Here is a 17,431-nt window from a genome sequence, read left to right on the forward strand (position 1 = left end):
TTCTACGAAAGATCGCCCATGCGCATCCTGCAAGTCAGTGCCGAAATTTTCCCTCTGCTCAAAACGGGAGGGCTGGCTGACATTGCCGGTGCGCTGCCGGCGGCTTTGCATGAAGCGGGATGCGATGTACGGGTGCTGCTGCCCGGCTTTCCGGCCGTTGTGGCGGGCCTGCGCAATGCAGCACCGGTAGGGGCGTTTGTGATGCCTTGGGGCGAAATGGTGGAAGTTGTCTACGGCGAGTTGCCAGCGCTCGCCAGGGGTGACATGCAGCAGGGCGCTTATGTGCTCATGGCACCTGGCCTCTATGAGCGCCCGGGCAATCCTTATGAAGATGCCAACAAGCAACCCTATGGCGACAACCACCGCCGTTTCGCAGCACTGGGCCAAGCAGCGGCCCATCTCGCTCATGGCATGGACGGCCTGTGGCGCGCTCAACTGGTGCACAGCCACGATTGGCATGCTGGGCTGGCCAGTGCGTATCTCAAGCTGTGGGCCGACCGCGGCGCCACACGGGTGCCCTCGGTGTTTACCGTGCACAACCTGGCATACCAGGGCGTATTTGGCCCGCAGTATTTCGGCGACCTCGGTCTTCCCGGCGAGGCCTTTCACGTGCAGGGTATGGAGTTTCATGGGCAGCTCTCGTTCATGAAGGCGGGCTTGTTTTACGCGAACCACATCACCACCGTGAGCCCCACCTATGCCCGTGAAATCCAAACGCCGGAGCAGGGCTGCGGGCTGGACGGCCTCCTCATGGCGCGACGCGACGCTTTGAGTGGCATCCTGAACGCAGTGGATGACACCGTCTGGAATCCCACCAGTGACGCCTTGCTGGAACACCACTATGACGCCCGCCACATGTCGGGCAAAGCCATTAACAAAGCTTTGTTGCAAGGCGCCATGGGAATGGATGTGGATGCCGATGCGCCCCTCTTCGCCGTGGTGAGCCGTCTCACGGATCAGAAAGGCCTGCCCTTGGTGCTTGCCGGTTTGGATGAAATTGTGACGCGCGGCGGCCAGTTATTGGTGCTGGGCAGTGGCGACGCCTGGCTGGAGCAGGCTTTCACAGAGCGCGCCAAAACCCACGCCGGCCGGGTGGCCGTGAAGCTGGGCTATGACGAATCCTTTGCCCACCGGGTGTTCGCCGGCAGCGACGTAACCCTGGTGCCCTCGCGATTCGAGCCCTGTGGCTTGACCCAGATGTATGGCCTCAAATACGGCAGCTTGCCTTTGGTGCGCCGCGTGGGTGGCTTGGCTGACACGGTGGTGGACAGTGATCTCGAAACCCTGGAAGACCGCACCGCCACCGGCTTTGTATTTGATGCGTTTGACGAAACCGCCTACCGCAAAGCAGTGCGTCGCGCCTTTGCCCTCTATCACCGCAAGGCGGAATGGAACCGCGTGCGCCAAACCGGCATGAAGCTTGCCTTCGACTGGGCTACCGCCGCCGGGCACTACACCCACCTTTACCAAAGGTTGATTCAAGAATGACCACCCCTACCACCCCTATGACGAGTGCCCCTGTGACCTTTGAATTTGATGCGCCCGGGCGCGACCTCGAATCCCTGAAACGCTCCATCGCCAACAAGCTCATGTTCGTGGTGGGTAAAGACCCAGAAGCTGCCCGCCCCGAGGACTGGTTGCACGCCGCTGCCTATGCGGTGCGCGATCAGCTGGTGGAGCGCTGGATGACCACGACCCGCGCCCAATACGCCCAAGACTCCAAGCGCGTGTACTACCTCAGCATGGAGTTTTTGATCGGTCGCACCTTCAGCAACGCCATGCTCGCCGTTGGCCTGCGTGAGCGGGTCAAACAAGCCCTGGCCGACTTCGGGGTGGACATCGACGCAGTCACCGAGCTGGAGCCCGATGCGGCGCTGGGCAACGGTGGTTTGGGCCGCTTGGCCGCGTGTTTTCTAGATTCGATGGCCACGCTGAATATTCCCGGCTTTGGCTACGGCATTCGCTATGACTACGGCATGTTTAAGCAAACCATCGTGGACGGCCGCCAAGTGGAGGTGCCCGACTACTGGCTCACCCACGGCAACCCGTGGGAGTTTCCGCGCCCCGAGGTGAACTACCGCGTGCAGTTCGGTGGCCATGTGGTGAAAGAGGGCAGCGCCTACAATTGGGTGGACAGCCACGATGTGCAGGCCATGGCCTACGACACCATCATCCCCGGCTACGCCACCAAGGCTACCAACACCTTGCGCTTGTGGTCTGCCAAAGCTACCCAAGAGATTGACCTGGGCGCCTTCAACCGCGGCAACTACATGGCGGCGGTGGAGACCAAAAACCACTCCGAGAACGTGTCCCGCGTGCTCTACCCCGATGATTCCACCGCATCCGGCAAAGAGTTGCGCTTGCACCAGGAATACTTCTTTTGCAGCGCCAGCGTGCAAGACTTACTACGTCGCTACCTGCGCACGCACGACAACTTTGAGAGCCTGCCCGACAAGGTCAGCATCCACCTCAACGACACCCACCCGGTGCTGGCGATTCCCGAGCTCATGCGCCTGCTGCTCGACGAGCACCACCTGTCTTGGGCCGACGCCTGGCGGCTCTGCCAGGGTGTGTTCAGTTACACCAACCACACCCTCATGCACGAGGCGCTGGAGACTTGGCCGGTGGAGATGATGGGGCGCATCCTGCCGCGCCACCTGCAAATCATTTACGACATCAACGCCCAGTTTTTGCACCAGATATCCCTACGCGGTGGCAGCCCCGAGTTGCTGCGCAAGGTAAGCCTGGTGGACGAGGGCGGTGAGCGCCGCGTTCGCATGGCTTACCTGGCCGTCATCACCAGCCACTCGGTCAACGGCGTCTCGGCCTTGCACTCGGAGCTGATGAAAGAAAGCATCTTCTTCGACTTTGCCAAGCTCTGGCCCGAGCGTTTCAACAATAAAACCAACGGCATCACCCCACGCCGCTGGCTGGCACAAGCGAACCCGGCGCTGTCAGCGGTGCTGGACAAGCAGGTCGGCACCGGCTGGCGCCGTGACCTCACGCAACTCAGCGGCCTGAACGCGGTGCTGACCCAGCCCAAAGTCATCGAGGCCTTCCAGGGTGCCAAGCTCGCCAACAAGCAGCGCCTGGCCGCGTGGGTGCAGGCCAACATGGGCCTCACGATCCCGACTGATGCGCTCTACGACGTGCAGGTCAAGCGCATTCACGAGTACAAGCGCCAATTGCTCAATGTGCTGCACGTGGTCACCCGTTACTTGCGCATCATCAACAACTCCGGCTCGGTGACGGTGACGCCCCCTGTACCTCGCGTTGTGGTGTTTGCCGGCAAAGCCGCTTCGGCTTACCACATGGCCAAGCAGATCATTCACCTCATCAATAACGTAGCCAGCGTGGTCAACAACGACCCGCGCGTCGGCAACTTACTTAAGGTGGTGTTCATCCCCAACTACAGCGTAAGCCTGGCCGAGCGCATCATCCCGGCGGCTGATTTGTCAGAGCAAATCTCCACCGCAGGCACCGAGGCATCGGGCACCGGCAACATGAAGTTCGCCCTCAACGGCGCGCTCACCATTGGCACGCTGGACGGCGCCAATGTGGAGATTCTGGACAACGTGGGTGCCGACAACATCTTCATCTTCGGCCTGACCACGCCCGAAGTGGCCGCCACCCGCGCCGCTGGCTACCAGCCGCGCGCCATTGCCGAGGGCAATGCCGAACTGACTGCGGTGCTGGAAGCCATCCGCGATGGCGTCTTCAGCCCCGACGAGCCCGGCCGCTTCCAGAGCATTTACGACCTGCTTGTGAACTGGGGCGACCACTACCTGCTGTTGGCCGATTACGCCGCCTACATCGCCGCGCAAGAGCAGGTGGATGTGGCCTACCAAAGCATAGAGGCTTGGTCCATCAAGGCCCTGCGCAACGTGGCGGCCATGGGGCCGTTTTCTGCCGACCGCACGATTGCGGAGTACGCAGATAAGATTTGGAAGTGCAAGCCGCTCGAGCTGGCAAGTTAGGTCATGGAGGAGGCCGGTTTCAATGGAAATCGGCCTCTAGCCCGCGTATCAATTAGGCGAGTAGCTATTATTTTAGGAGCGATTGAGTCCGCTCCCAGAAGAGGTAGCCCGCCAGCCCAGCCAGGTGCAACCAGACTGTCAGCCAGTAGGTGGTTTGAAAACTGGCTTTCACCGTTTTGTGCCGCAGCACTTGCTGGGCCGCTCGCGCAGCAGGCCAGCCACCTGCCAGCGCGAGCAGGTGCAAGGTGTCTTCCTTGGTTCTCCACTGGCCTTTTTGTGCCGCATATTTGTCCACCCAGTAGGCAAAGAAGGTGGCGAGGTTGATGCCCACCGCACCGAGCGCCGCCAGGGTCGGGAGCCTGTGTTGCCAGATGCCCCAGGTCAGTAAGGCGATCCAGATCAGGGTCAAGGAGCCAACTCCCATCAAAGGCGCAGATGCTTCTGGCTGCCTGGCCTCTTGGCGGGGGCGTGTTGCGCTGGTAACAGCGCGTGGCACAGAGCGGTGGTTAATAGGGGCGCGGTGACCGTCCCGAGAGCTAGGGGGTAAAGCGCCTAGGTTGCGCTGACGCACGGCCATGGCCCTCGGGCCTTTGCCGCTCATGTGAATTTCTTCAAAATCTACCGTGGCACCCAACGGGGGCTGAGTACCACCGTGACAGTCACGGATATGAAAAAAGATATCTTGGCTGGTTGCATTGCAGCGAATAAAGCCAAAGCCTCGCTGCTCGTCGAACCGGACCACTTGGCCCTGCTTTTTCATGTGAAGTCCTCCCTGCGCGTGCCGCTATGTTGCGGCTATCGCTGGCTCGGTGGCAGCTATCAACCGCCCAGTGCCACGTAGACGTTCTGCACGTCGTCGTTGCCGTCAATGGCGGCCAAAAAGGCTTCTACCTCTTCCAGCGCTTCGGCGCTCAGGCTAGTGGGGTCTACCGGATTTTTGGCCTTGTAACCCAGCTTCATCGACAGCACGTTGAAGCCGAAGTTGGACAAGGCGCGGGCGACCAGGTCCAGGTCGGCGGGGTCGGTGTAGAACACGGTGTTGCCTTCTTCGTCACCGGCTTCAAAGTCTTGCGCACCGGCCTCAATAGCGGCCACTTCAGCATCCGAGTCGGCAGCGGCGGGGGAGGCTTCGATCATGCCCAGGTGGTTAAAGTCCCATGCTACCGAGCCGCTGATGCCCAACTGGCCTTTGCGGAATAGCACCCGCATTTCTGGGGCGGTGCGCTTCACGTTGTCGGTCAGGCACTCGACCATTACCGCCACTTGGTGGGGCGCAAAGCCTTCGTAGATGACGTGCTCGTAGTTGATGACTTCACCGGTCAGGCCAGCACCTTTTTTGATGGCGCGGTCCAAGGTGTCTTTGGGCATGGAAACTTTGCGGGCCTGCTCGACCACCAGGCGCAGCTTGGCGTTGGCGGCGGGGTCTGCGCCGCCGCGGGCGGCTACCGTAATTTCTTTTACCAGCTTGGTAAACAGCCGGCCCTTGGCATCGGCCACCAGGGCCTTGCCCTTTGCTTTCCATTGCGCGCCCATAGCGAGTCTTTCTTGATATTGAAGCGTTTGATTTTACTTGGCTGCCTGAGTCGCTGAGCCGGTGCCGGGCGCAGCGCGCCATTGGGCAATGCGATGTTCCACCTGGGTGTGGAACAAGTAGGGGTCGTCTCAGAAAACGGAAAACAAAGCACGATAAGGCTCAATCCCGAGCCAACACGTCGATGATTGGGCAAACCGCACTTCCGTTGCCCGCGTCGCATTGCTGCACCAAACCACCCAGCACTTGACGTATAGCAACAAGGTCAGCCATCTTCTTCTCGATCAATGCTAGCTTACGGGTCGCCAGTGCCAGCGTTTCCATGCAGGCGCAGGCTGCATCCAGCGTCAGCAACGCGCCCACTTCGTCCAGCGTGAAGCCAAGCGCCTGCGCTCGCTTGATGAAGCGCACGCGCTTGGCCTGCTCCGGCGCGTAGCGCCGATGGCCGCCCAGAGGCTTGGGGGGCTCATCCAGTAGGCCGCGCCGTTGGTAATAGCGGATTGTCTCGATATTCACTCCACCCGCTTCCGCGAGCTTGCCTATGGTCAGTTCTGCGCCCATGCAAATTCCTCTTGATTCCGTACTCGGGTACGGAATATAGAATAACATCTGGGTACATAAGTTCAAGGAATGGCAATGGCACAACTCACTGGCAAAGGCTCGCTGATCGCAGGTGTAGTGGCGGCCATCGGTGCATCGGTCTGCTGTGTTGGGCCGCTCGTGCTGTTGGCGCTCGGCATCGGCGGCACATGGATAGGCAACCTCACGGCGATGGAGCCGTACCGGCCTATCTTCATTGGCTTGACGCTGCTGTTTCTTGGGCTGGCCTTCCGCAAGCTCTATCTGGTGCCACAGGTATGCACACCGGGCACGCCCTGCGCCGATCCGCGCACGCTCCAGCGGCAGCGGCTCACCTTCTGGATCGTCGCCGTTCTGTTGCTCGGCCTGCTGGCCGTGCCGTGGCTGGCTCCGTTGTTTTATTGAAAGGAAATTCCATGCGCAAATTACTGTTCGCGGCGCTGATCGCGCTGCCACTGGCGACAGTGGCCGCTACCCCGAAAACCGTAACGCTCGACGTGCAAAACATGACCTGTGAGCTGTGCCCGATCACGGTCAAGAAGTCTCTGGAAAAGGTGCCCGGTGTGAGCGCGGTCAAGGTCGATTTCGACCAAAAGACCGCCACCATCAGCTATGACGCCGACAAAGCACAACCGGAAGCGCTGACCAAGGCCACGACGAACGCAGGCTATCCGTCCACCGTGCACAAGTGATCAGACGATGAGCGCCGTCATTCTGGAATCCGTGCTGACCTGTCCGCATTGTGGCCATGCCCAGCAGGAAACTATGCCTACCGACGCCTGCCAGTTTTACTATGAGTGCAGCCAATGCAAGGCGCTGCTGCGTCCGAAACCGGGCGACTGCTGCGTGTTCTGTTCGTTCGGTTCGGTGCCATGCCCGCCGATTCAACAGCAGAGGGGGTGCTGTGGCTAGAGTGGTTGCAGTGGTCGTAGCGGTCTGAACTTGCCCGCACCGACCTTGGCGCTGCTGCGCCACAGGTAATCACCGGTTAGGTTGATGTGCTCCCAGCCCAGCGGCGACAGGTATTGCAATAGCGTGTCATCGGCAGCGTGGCCGTGGCCGCGCAAGGCGCTCGCGGTCCGTTCCAGATAGACCGTGTTCCACAGCACGATGGCCGCCGTCACCAAGTTGAGGCCACTGGCGCGGTAGCGTTGTTGCTCAAAGCTGCGGTCGCGGATTTCGCCCAGGCGGTTGAAGAACACGGCGCGGGCCAGCGCGTTGCGGGCCTCGCCTTTGTTCAGCCCGGCATTCACGCGGCGGCGTAGCTCTACGCTTTGCAGCCAGTCCAGGATGAACAGCGTGCGCTCGATTCGACCCAGCTCGCGCAGGGCGACGGCCAAGCCGTGCTGGCGCGGATAGCTGCCGAGCTTTCTCAACATTAGCGAGGCGGTCACCGTGCCCTGTTTGATCGAAGTGGCCAGCCGCAGAATTTCATCCCAATGCGCCCGAATGGCCTTGATGTTCAGCCGGTCGCTGCTGATCATCGGCTTGAGCGCATTATAGGCGGCATCGCCCTTGGGAATGTAGAGCTTGGTGTCGCCCAGGTCGCGGATGCGTGGCGCGAAGCGGAAGCCCAGCAGGTGCATCAGCGCAAAAACGTGATCGGTGAAGCCCGCCGTGTCTGTGTAGTGTTCCTCAATGCGTAGGTCGGACTCGTGGTACAGCAGGCCGTCGAGCACATAGGTCGAGTCGCGCACGCCGACGTTGACCACCTTGATATGAAACGGCGCGTATTGGTCGGAAATGTGGGTGTAGAAAGTTCGCCCTGGACTGCTGCCATATTTCGGGTTGATGTGGCCGGTACTCTCGGCCTTGCTGCCAGTTCGGAAGTTCTGGCCGTCCGATGATGACGTGGTGCCGTCGCCCCAATGTGCGGCAAAGGGATGGCGGAACTGCGCGTTCACCAGCTCCGCCAGCGCTGTCGAATAGGTTTCGTCGCGGATATGCCAGGCTTGCAGCCAGGACAGCTTGGCGTAGGTCGTGCCGGGGCAAGACTCTGCCATCTTGGTCAGTCCCAGGTTGATCGCATCAGCCAGAATGGTGGACAGCAGCAGGTGCTTGTCCTTGGCCAGGTCGCCCGATTTCAGGTGCGCAAAGTGCCGGGTGAAGTCCGTCCACTCATCGACCTCCAACAACAATTCGGTGATCTTGATATGCGGCAGCGCCATTGCCGTCTGGTCGATCAGCGCCTGCGCGGTGTCGGGCACCGCTGCATCCAATGGCGTGATCTTCAAGCCGGACTCGGTGATGATGGCGTCAGGCAGGTCGTTGGCCGCCGCCATGCGGTTGACGGTGGCGAGCTGCGTTTCCAGCAGCGTCAGCCGGTCGTGCAGGTACTGGTCGCAGTCGGTGGCCACGGCCAGCGGCAATTCGCTGGCCTTCTTGAGGCTGGCGAACTTCTCGGACGGCACCAGGTAGTCCTCGAAGTCCTTGAACTGGCGCGAACCTTGCACCCAGATGTCCCCGGAACGCAGCGCGTTCTTCAGCGCCGACAGTGCGCACAGCTCGTAATAGCGCCTGTCGATACCGGCATCGGTCATCACCAGTTTCTCCCAGCGTTTCTTGATGAAAGCGGTCGGCGCATCGGCAGGCACCTTGCGGGCGTTGTCGGCGTTCATGCCGCGCAGCACCTCGATGCCTTCGAGCACGTCCTTGGCGGCGGGCGCAGCCCGCAGCTTGAGCACAGCTAAAAATTCAGGCGCGTAGCGGCGCAGGGTGGCGTAGCTCTCGCCGATGCGGTGCAGGAAATCGAAGTCTTCGGGCTGTGCGAGCTTCTGCGCCTCGGTGACGCTCTCGGCGAAAGCGTCCCAGGACATGACAGCTTCGATGGCGGCGAACGGGTCACGACCCGATTGCTTGGCGTCGATCAGCGCCTGACCGATGCGCCCGTACAGCCGTACCTTGGCGTTGATCGCCTTGCCGGATGCCTGGAACTGTTGCTGATGCTTGTTCTTGGCTGCGTTGAACAGCTTGCCCAGGATGCGGTCGTGCAGGTCAATGATTTCGCCGGTGACGGTGGCCATGCCCTCGATAGCGAGCGCCACGAGGGTGGCATACCGCCGTTGTGGCTCAAACTTGGCCAAGTCGGCTGGCGTCATCTGGCCACCCTCACGAGCGATCTTGAGCAGCCGGTTCTGGTGAACCAGCCGCTCGATGTCGGTGGGCAAATCGAGCGCCTGCCAAGCTTTGAGACGTTCGATGTGTTCGAGCATGTGGCGAGAGTTCGGTTTGGCGGGCGATTGCCGCAGCCAAGCCAGCCAAGTGGTCTTGCCGTTGTCGCGGCGCTTCAACAGCTCATCAAGTCGATGCCGGTGCCCATTCGACAGTGGCTCGGACAGTGTTTCGTAAATGCGCCGATTGGCGCGGGTGATGGCCTCGGCACTGGCGCGCTCGATGGCGTTGATCGCGGGCAGAATGACCGACTGCCGTCGTAGATGCTCAATCAAGGCGCTGGCCAGAACGATGCCTTTGTCGGTCTGCATGGCCAGCTCGGTCAGCGTGTGCACGGCTTGCCGGTAGTGGCTCATGGTGAAAGGCTGGAAGCCGAACACCGTTTGCAGCTCGGCCAGGTGCTCGCGGCGGGTCTGCTCTCGTTGCCCGTACTCGTTCCAGCTTTCGACGCCAACCTTGAGCTGATCGGCGACCAGTTTCAGCAAGGGTGGAAACGGCGGTTGATCGACACCAAGGATGATGCCGGGGAAGCGCAGGTAGCAAAGCTGCACGGCGAAGCCCAGACGGTTGGCTGGGCCGCGCCTCTGCCGGATGAGGGCGAGGTCTGTTTCGCTGAAGGTGTAATACCGGATCAGGTCGTCCTTGGTGTCCGGCAACGCCAGCAGGTTTTCCCGCTCGGCGGCGGACAGGAAGGAACGACGTGGCATAGCTATCCAGTTCTCAAGTATTGATACAGGGTTTCGCGGCTGATGCCATAGTCGCGGGCGACAGCCGCTTTTTGCTCGCCCTCAGTAATGCGGCGCTTCAGCTCGACAATTTGTGGTTCGCTCAGGGACTTTTTCCGGCCCCGGTACGCGCCACGCTGCTTGGCCAGCGCAATACCTTCACGCTGCCGCTCCTGAATCAAGGCACGCTCGAACTCGGCAAACGCGCCCATCACCGACAGCATGAGATTCGCCATCGGCGAGTCCTCGCCGGTAAAGGTCAAGCATTCCTTGGCGAACTCGATGCGCACACCGCGCTTCGTCAGCTTTTGCACCAGGGTGGCGCAGGTCATCAAGATTGCGGGCCAGCCGATCCATGCTATGCACCACCACCGTGTCGCCGTCGCGCACAAATGACAGCAAGGCATCAAGTTCCGGCCGCTGGGTGTCCTTGCCCGATGCCTTGTCGGTGAACACCTTGTCCACATGGACTTGTTCAAGTTGCCGTTCCGGGTTCTGGTCGAAGCTGCTGACCCGGACATAGCCGATACGTTGACCTTTCAAGACGCCTCCGATGCTGAATGTGTCAGGAAAGAACCTATGACGTTTGGCGGCATGTGTCAATAAATTACAAACCAAAGCCTATTCTGACGCTAAGCGTGCGAAGTGCCTGACATCAGGATAGGGTATAGCTCAAATTGACATGCCGTCCCCAGTCACCACATGGACGCGTCGCGTAATCTGTTTTCTCGGCACAGGGTCAGCGACCGTCCAATCCAATAGTAGCGCAGGTGCTATCAGTGAGATAAAGAACGCAGACGAGCACGAAGCCCGTCTGCTTCACTCACCGCAGGACGCTTACTTCACGCCAGTGATTACATAGCCCTTGCCGCCCTTGACGAACTCGAATTCGACGGTTTTACCGACTGAGAGTTGGTCCAGCAGCATCTTGTCCTTGACCTGGAACCCCATGGTCATGGCTGGCCAGTTCAGGCTCTTGACGGGTTCATGGGCAAGGGTGACGAGATTGGCGCCTGCGTCTACCCTGGTTACCTTGCCTTTGGCCATGTGCATGGATTGCCCGGCGGCCGGCTTTCCCATCGGCATCTCCTTCATGCCCTCCATCGATTTTTGCTGCGCCATCGCGGCCGTGGCCGAGAGCAAAACGACGGCTGCGAGTGAGGTGATCAGTGACTTCTTCATGTTCATATTTCTCCAATAAGTGAGTAGGAATACCGCTCCCTGGCCAAGGCCGGGGACCAGTGGTTTTCATCACAGGCTGTCGCCTTGCGAATGAATGGGTTGCCCTTGCGCGTTCGACTGTCGGGGCGGTCGGCGCATCAGGAAATAAGCCGCCGGGATCACGAACATCGACAGCAGCGGCGCGGTGATCATGCCGCCGACCATGGGCGCAGCGATGCGCTGCATGACCTCGCTGCCGGTGCCGCTGCCCCACATGATCGGGAACAGGCCCGCCAGAATCACCGCCACCGTCATCGCCTTGGGGCGCACGCGCAGCACTGCGCCTTCTCGGATGGCGTCGAGCAGGTCGGCTTCGCTGGTCTGGTTTTGATCAACGCGCGCCATCCAGGCCTGTTTGAGGTAGAGCAGCATGATGACGCCGAACTCGGCCGACACCCCCGCCAGGGCAATGAAGCCCACTACGCCAGCCACCGACAGGTTGTAGCCCAGGCCATACAGCAGCCAGATACCGCCGACCAGGGCAAACGGCAGCGTGGCCATCAGCAGCAGGGCCTCGCCGAAGTGCTTGAAGGTGAGATACAGCAGCACAAAAATGATCAGCAGCGTGAACGGCACCACCAGCTTGAGCTTGGCCGTGGCCCGCTCCAGAAACTCGAACTGCCCCGACCACGACACCGCGTAGCCCGGGGGCAATTTCACCTGCTCAGCCACCGTTTGCTGCATCTCGCGCACCGCCGTGCCAAGGTCGCGGCCGCGTAGATCGACGTAGACGAAACCGGCCAGACGGGCGTTCTCGCTGCGCAGCATGGGCGGGCCGTCGTCGATGCGAATGTCTGCCACATCTCCCAGCACGAGCTGCTGTCCACGCGGGGTCACGATGGGCAGGCTGCGCAGCCGGTCCAGCGAATCGCGCACTTCGCGCGGGTAGCGCACATTGATCGGATAGCGCTGCAAGCCTTCGATGGTTTCGCTGATGTTCATGCCGCCCACGCTGCTGGCCACCACCGACTGCACGTCGGCGATGTTGAGCCCGTAGCGGGCCGCCCGCTCGCGGTGAATATCCACGTTCACATAGCGCCCACCCGTGAGTCGCTCGGCAAAGGCGCTGGTGACACCCGGAACATTTTTGACCGCCTGCTCAATCTCGCCCGTCAGCCGGTTGATGACCTCAAGGTCGCTGCCCAGCACCTTGACCCCAACCGGGCTCTTGATGCCGGTGGCCAGCATGTCCAGGCGGTTGCGGATGGGCGGAATCCAGATGTTGGTCAGACCAGGAACGCGCACGGTCTTGTCGAGTTCCTCCACAATTTTCTCAGGCGTCATGCCGGGGCGCCACTCGCTTTGCGGCTTGAACTGAATGGTGGTCTCGAACATCACCAGCGGTGCGGGGTCGGTCGCAGTCACCGCGCGGCCTGCCTTGCCGTAGACGCTGGCCACTTCCGGCACGGCCTTGATCAGCCGGTTGGTCTGTTGTAGCAATTGCGCCGCCTTGCCCGCAGACAGCCCGGGCAGCGCGGTCGGCATGTAGAGCAAATCGTCTTCGTCGAGCGGCGGCATGAACTCGCTGCCGAGATGCTGCAAGGGCCACAGGCTCAGCCCGAAGAACAGCACCGCGACGGCGATGGTGGCCTTGGGAAAGCGCAGCACGGCATCGAGCAAGGGGCGATAGATCGCGATCAGGACGCGATTCAAAGGGTTCTTCTGCTCGTCTGGAATGCGCCCCCGAATGAGATAGCCCATCAACACCGGGATCAGCGTCACCGAGAGGCCTGCGGCGGCGGCCATGGCATAGGTCTTGGTGAAGGCCAGCGGCGAGAACATGCGGCCTTCTTGCGCTTCGAGCGTGAACACCGGCACAAAGGACAGGGTGATGATCAACAGCGAGAAGAACAGCGCCGGGCCGACCTCGGCGGCGGCATCGCCGATCACCTGCCAGCGGGCATCGCCTTGCAGCAGCTTGCCAGGGTTCTCGTGGCCCCATTCCTCCAGGTGCTTGTGGGCGTTCTCGATCATCACCACCGCTGCATCAACCATGGCGCCAATGGCGATGGCAATACCACCCAGCGACATGATGTTGGCGTTGACGCCTTGCGCATGCATGACGATGAAGGCGGCCAGAATGCCCAGGGGCAAGGAGACGATGGCCACCAGCGCAGAGCGCAGGTGAAAGAGGAACAGAGCACATACCACCGCCACCACAACAAACTCCTCGATCAGCTTGTGGCTGAGGTTCTCGATGGCCCGCTCGATCAGCGCGGAACGGTCGTAGGTCGGGACGATCTCCACGCCCGGCGGCAGGCTCTGTTTCAGGACGGCGAGTCTCTGCTTGACCGCCTCAATGGTGGAGAGCGCGTTCTCGCCCGAGCGCATGACGATCACGCCGCCCACGGCTTCGCCTTCGCCATCCAGCTCACCGATACCGCGTCGCATCTCGGGACCGATCTGCACCTGCGCCACGTCGCCCAGCAGCACTGAGACGCCAGCGTCGGTGGTCATCAACGGGATGGCACGGAAGTCATCCAGGCTTTGCAGGTAACCCGAGGCGCGCACCATGAACTCGGCCTCGCCCATCTCCAGCACCGAGCCACCCGCTTCCTGGTTAGCGCGGCGAATCGCCTCGATCACCTTGCCGTGCGGGATGCGGTAGGCGGCCAGCTTGTCCGGGTCGAGCACCACCTGGTATTGCTTGACCATGCCGCCGATGGTGGCCACCTCGGCCACGCCAGGCACCGTTTTCAGCTCGAACTTGAGGAACCAGTCCTGCAGGCTGCGCAGTTGCGCCAGATCCTGCTGGCCGCTCTTGTCGGTCAGCGCGTACTGGTAAATCCAGCCCACCCCGGTCGCATCCGGGCCAAGCGCCGAGCTGGCCCCCGGCGGCAGGCGCGACTGCACCTGGTTGAGGTACTCCAGCACCCGCGAACGCGCCCAATACAGGTCAGTCTCGTCCTTGAACAGCACATAGACATAGCTGTCGCCAAAGAAGGAATAGCCGCGCACCACCCGCGCCCCCGGCACCGACAGCATGGTGGTGGTGAGCGGATAGGTGACCTGGTTCTCGACCAGTTGCGGCGCCTGCCCCGGCCATGAGGTGCGGATGATGACTTGGGTGTCCGACAGGTCGGGCAAGGCGTCTAGCGGCGTGCGAACCAGCGAAACCATGCCCCAGGCCGCCAGCAGCCCGGTGGCGATCAGTACCAGGAAGCGGTTGGCAATCGACCAATGGATCAGTCGGGCGATCATCGTGCACCTCCTTTCGGCATGCCTGTGCGCGCTTGCCATTGAATGATCTGCGGTGCATCGCCTTCCTGCATGCGGAACTCGATCTCAATCTCGTTGCCCGCTGCAAGCTGTTTCGAGACCTCTGGCGCCAGCTTGAAGTCCATGGTCATGCCGGGCCACTTCAAGGCGGGAACTTCCGCATGGGTCAGCGTAACGGTTTCACCAGTCACGGCTTCCACGCGGGCACTGGTGTGGTAGGTCTTGGGATCGGTTGGTTGCGCAGCGCTTGTCAGAGCAGGCTCCTTGCCCGAGGACAGGCGCGCTTCCACGCCTTTCAGGCTGGCTTCCGAATCGATCAGGAACTGCCCGGACAGCACGATCTTTTGACCCTGGCTGAGCCCGGACAGGATTTCGGCCTGGCCGTTCTGTTCGCGCCCCACTTGCACCTCAAGCGGACGGAATGCCCCGTCTTCGACGGCCATGACCAGCGTGCGTTTGCCGGTGCGCACCAGGGCCTCGCTGGGCACCAGCAAGGTGGAACGAGCCTGCCCGCCGCTGGCTGGCCTGAGCTGCATCTGAACGAACATGCCGGGCACCAGTTGGGCTTTGGGGTTGGACAGGGCCATGCGCGCCTTGCGCGTGCGCGTCGTCGGATTGACCTCGGGTAACCAGGCCTGCACCTGGCCCCGGAACACCTCGCCCGGCCACGCCGGGGTCTGCGCCGTGACTTGGGCGCCTGAGGCGACTTGCGCGGCCTGGCTCTCCGGCACCTCGGCCTGCACCCAGACGGTGGACAGATCATTGATGCGCATCAGCGGCATGCCCGTCATCACCGTGCTGCCTTCGCGAGCCATCAGTTCCGTGACCACGCCAGCACTTGGCGCAACCAGGGTCATGCGGGCCTGGACCTGCCCCGTGCGCTCGACCAGGGCGATCTGCGCCTCGCTCATGCCAGCTTGCCGCATGCGCTGGCGGGCACCATCGGCGAGCGTCTCAAGTCCGCGCCCCTGCAGACGCTTGGCGGTCAGGTAATCTTCCTGGACCGCCGCCCAGTCGGGCACATACATGTCCAGTAGCGGCTGCCCCTTGACTACGCTATCCAGAGCCGCCCGCACATGCAGCTTCTCGACAAAGCCGGTTGCGCGTGCCTGCACCACGGTTTGACCGCGTTCGTTCCAGGCCACGGTGCCTACCGCCGAAACCTCGGGCACCAGTTGGCCAGAAACGACTTCTCCCGTGCGCAACCCCAGATTTTGCTGGATGCGCGAGCTGACCGAGACCGTGCCGGCATCAGAACCCGCAGCACCGGCATAGGCGGGCACCAGCATCATGTCCATGAAGGGCGATTTGCCCGGCGCTTCGAACTTTTTGCCCGGCACCATCGGGTCGTGGTAGTGAAGGATGGGACGACCGGTGACCGGATCGACATCGCCACCCTTGAGGCCGGCTTCAATATGGCGCCGGGTGGCCGCCTCACCGTCAGGTATGCCCCAAGTCGAGGGATCGACCGGGGTATCCGCAGGTGGGCCTTTGGCTTGCGAGGAGGCTGTCATCGGAGCGTGCGCCATCCCGTTCCTGAGACCCAGTTGATAGACGCCCCAGCCGCCCGTGCCGAGCACTCCAGCTGCCAGCAAGGCGATGACGATGGTTTTCTTGTTCATGGTTTTTGCTCCTGAGCAGGTGGATTGGAGGGGTCCGTTGGGGTTGCTTGCGCCACCGGGTCGAGCGGAATCAGAAACTCCAGCTCGGCCCACCAAGCGGCGGTCTGCTTTTCGATGCGCAGCCGCTCCATCCGGGTGTCGGTCACCATGCGCTGGGCTTCAAGAACAGCGGCCAACGGTGCCTTGCCACCTCGAAAAGCAGCTTCTGTGGCCGCCACGCGTTCGGTCGTCAGCGGGATCAGGGTCTTGTCGTAATCGGCGAGGCGGCTCAGGTTGCTTTGCCAGTTGGCAAGCAGGCGCTGCACCTCAAAAAGATGCTCGCGCCGCATTTCTTCGCGCTCAAGCCGTACCTGCTCTACGCGCTGCAACCTGGCTGACAGGTCTCGGTCCTGTTTGCGGGTCTGATCCCATTGCAGAGGAATGGACACGCCAAGCGACACCATGTCGCCGAACTGGCTGCCCCGTTTGCTGTACATCAGAGACCAGCTCCAGTCGGCGTTTTTGTCCTGTTTGGCCACGTCAGCGTCGGCCAGTGCGACACGTTCGCGCGCGTTCATCACGGTGATGTCGGGATGCTGATCGATTTGGTGGGGGAGCTGATGCCCCGACAAGCGGGTGCGATGGATCGAGGGTGGCGACGAGCCCAGTGGCTGGCTTGCCGCTTCGCCCACCCAGCGCTGCAACAGCGCCAGTGCATTGGTCAGATCGGCACGCACCTCGTGCAGCCGGTCGTCAATGCGTGCCACCGCTGCGTGGGTGGCCAACACGTCGGCCTGGGCTGAGCGCCCGCCGCGATAGGCGGATTCCACAGCCTCGATCACCCGGCCGGCTTCCTCGCGCTGCCGCTGCAACAGGCCAAGCATTTGTTCCTGGAAATAGCGCTCGAACCAGGCGCGGGCGGTTTGGGTGGACAGCTTGGCCAGCTGGAGGGAGCGCATGGCCGATGTGGCCTCGGCTTCGCGCTCGAAACGCGTGCTACCAGCCTGGCGTTTGTCCGAGTTGGGGAGGGTCTGCATCAGGCTGACCGATCGCATCGTCATGAAGTCGTCCGTCAGGCTGTAGCGCATTGGCCCTTCGATGGGCAGGTTGTCTACCGACAGGCGCAGCACAGGGTCCGGCAGGCGACCGGCGGAAACCGCCATATCCCGGGCCACGCGCGTTGCAGCGTCCTGCGCTTGAAGCGTCGCAGAACGTGCCTGCGCAGCATCCAAAGCTGCTCCGAGTGTCAGGACGGGGGAGTCCGCTTGTGCCGCAGCCACGCCGACCATACCGAACAAAAATAGGGCAACTGGTACGACAACAGTGAGCGGCCTGAGCCCGCGAAGCCTGCGCTGACGAGCGCGGTGAACGGGAGGCGTACTACCCCCCAGAGAGTGAGGTAAATGC

General features: G+C 61.9%; 13 protein-coding genes and 1 pseudogene. 5 read left to right on the plus strand and 9 right to left on the minus strand.

Annotation, left to right across the window (positions count from 1 at the left end; genetic code table 11):
- Positions 1–18: 18 nt before the first annotated feature.
- Together glgA and U5L73_RS10345 are read left to right on the plus strand one after the other, a co-directional pair.
- Positions 19–1,488, plus strand: a complete 1,470-nt coding sequence (gene glgA / locus U5L73_RS10340) for a glycogen synthase GlgA (protein WP_322562275.1) — start codon at positions 19–21, stop codon at positions 1,486–1,488.
- Complete coding sequence (locus U5L73_RS10345; RefSeq protein ID WP_322562276.1) at positions 1,485–3,977, plus strand: glycogen/starch/alpha-glucan phosphorylase; 2,493 nt, start codon at positions 1,485–1,487, stop codon at positions 3,975–3,977. Before glgA ends, U5L73_RS10345 begins: the two co-directional genes overlap by 4 nt.
- Before the next feature lie 67 nt (positions 3,978–4,044).
- Here the strand turns inward: U5L73_RS10345 and U5L73_RS10350 are convergent, their stop codons facing one another.
- From U5L73_RS10350 to merR, 3 genes are all read right to left on the minus strand, one after another.
- Entirely contained in the window at positions 4,045–4,737 is a 693-nt protein-coding gene (locus U5L73_RS10350; RefSeq protein WP_322562277.1) for a cold shock and DUF1294 domain-containing protein, read from the minus strand.
- Positions 4,738–4,796: 59 nt separating this feature from the next.
- Positions 4,797–5,510: a YebC/PmpR family DNA-binding transcriptional regulator gene (locus U5L73_RS10355; protein ID WP_322562278.1), complete on the minus strand. Its 714-nt coding sequence runs from the start codon at positions 5,508–5,510 to the stop codon at positions 4,797–4,799.
- A 160-nt stretch (positions 5,511–5,670) separates the two neighbouring features.
- Positions 5,671–6,069: an Hg(II)-responsive transcriptional regulator gene (gene merR / locus U5L73_RS10360; RefSeq protein ID WP_322562279.1), complete on the minus strand. Its 399-nt coding sequence runs from the start codon at positions 6,067–6,069 to the stop codon at positions 5,671–5,673.
- A gap of 75 nt (positions 6,070–6,144) precedes the next feature.
- On the opposite strand from merR, the gene U5L73_RS10365 reads away from it, so the two are divergent.
- The 3 genes from U5L73_RS10365 to U5L73_RS10375 are packed head-to-tail and all read left to right on the plus strand — an operon-like array spanning position 6,145 to position 6,999.
- Positions 6,145–6,492, plus strand: a complete 348-nt coding sequence (locus U5L73_RS10365; RefSeq protein ID WP_416221300.1) for a mercuric transporter MerT family protein — start codon at positions 6,145–6,147, stop codon at positions 6,490–6,492.
- An 11-nt stretch (positions 6,493–6,503) separates the two neighbouring features.
- Positions 6,504–6,779, plus strand: a complete 276-nt coding sequence (gene merP, locus U5L73_RS10370; protein WP_322562281.1) for a mercury resistance system periplasmic binding protein MerP — start codon at positions 6,504–6,506, stop codon at positions 6,777–6,779.
- 7 nt (positions 6,780–6,786) lie between these two features.
- Positions 6,787–6,999: a GDCCVxC domain-containing (seleno)protein gene (locus U5L73_RS10375; protein WP_322562282.1), complete on the plus strand. Its 213-nt coding sequence runs from the start codon at positions 6,787–6,789 to the stop codon at positions 6,997–6,999.
- Here the strand turns inward: U5L73_RS10375 and U5L73_RS10380 are convergent.
- The 6 genes and pseudogenes from U5L73_RS10380 to U5L73_RS10405 form a co-directional block, all read right to left on the minus strand.
- Positions 6,996–9,965, minus strand: a complete 2,970-nt coding sequence (locus U5L73_RS10380; protein ID WP_322562283.1) for a Tn3 family transposase — start codon at positions 9,963–9,965, stop codon at positions 6,996–6,998. The two genes, U5L73_RS10375 and U5L73_RS10380, sit on opposite strands and share 4 nt — an antisense overlap.
- A gap of 2 nt (positions 9,966–9,967) precedes the next feature.
- Positions 9,968–10,526 (minus strand): annotated as a pseudogene (locus U5L73_RS10385) (recombinase family protein).
- Between the two features lie 294 nt (positions 10,527–10,820).
- Positions 10,821–11,165 carry a copper-binding protein gene (locus U5L73_RS10390; RefSeq protein WP_322562284.1) on the minus strand — a complete coding sequence of 115 codons (345 nt, stop codon included), beginning with the start codon at positions 11,163–11,165 and terminating at the stop codon, positions 10,821–10,823.
- Between the two features lie 69 nt (positions 11,166–11,234).
- A complete protein-coding gene (locus U5L73_RS10395) occupies positions 11,235–14,405 on the minus strand; it encodes an efflux RND transporter permease subunit (RefSeq protein WP_322562285.1) in 3,171 nt (1,056 codons plus the stop codon).
- Entirely contained in the window at positions 14,402–16,045 is a 1,644-nt protein-coding gene (locus tag U5L73_RS10400; RefSeq protein ID WP_322562286.1) for an efflux RND transporter periplasmic adaptor subunit, read from the minus strand. The genes U5L73_RS10395 and U5L73_RS10400 overlap by 4 nt, the downstream gene beginning before the upstream one ends.
- Positions 16,042–17,313, minus strand: a complete 1,272-nt coding sequence (locus U5L73_RS10405; protein ID WP_322563494.1) for a TolC family protein — start codon at positions 17,311–17,313, stop codon at positions 16,042–16,044. Before U5L73_RS10405 ends, U5L73_RS10400 begins: the two co-directional genes overlap by 4 nt.
- Positions 17,314–17,431 lie beyond the last annotated feature (118 nt).

Source organism: Rhodoferax sp., assembly GCF_034520025.1.
In the GTDB taxonomy this organism is placed as follows: Bacteria; Pseudomonadota; Gammaproteobacteria; order Burkholderiales; family Burkholderiaceae_C; genus Allorhodoferax.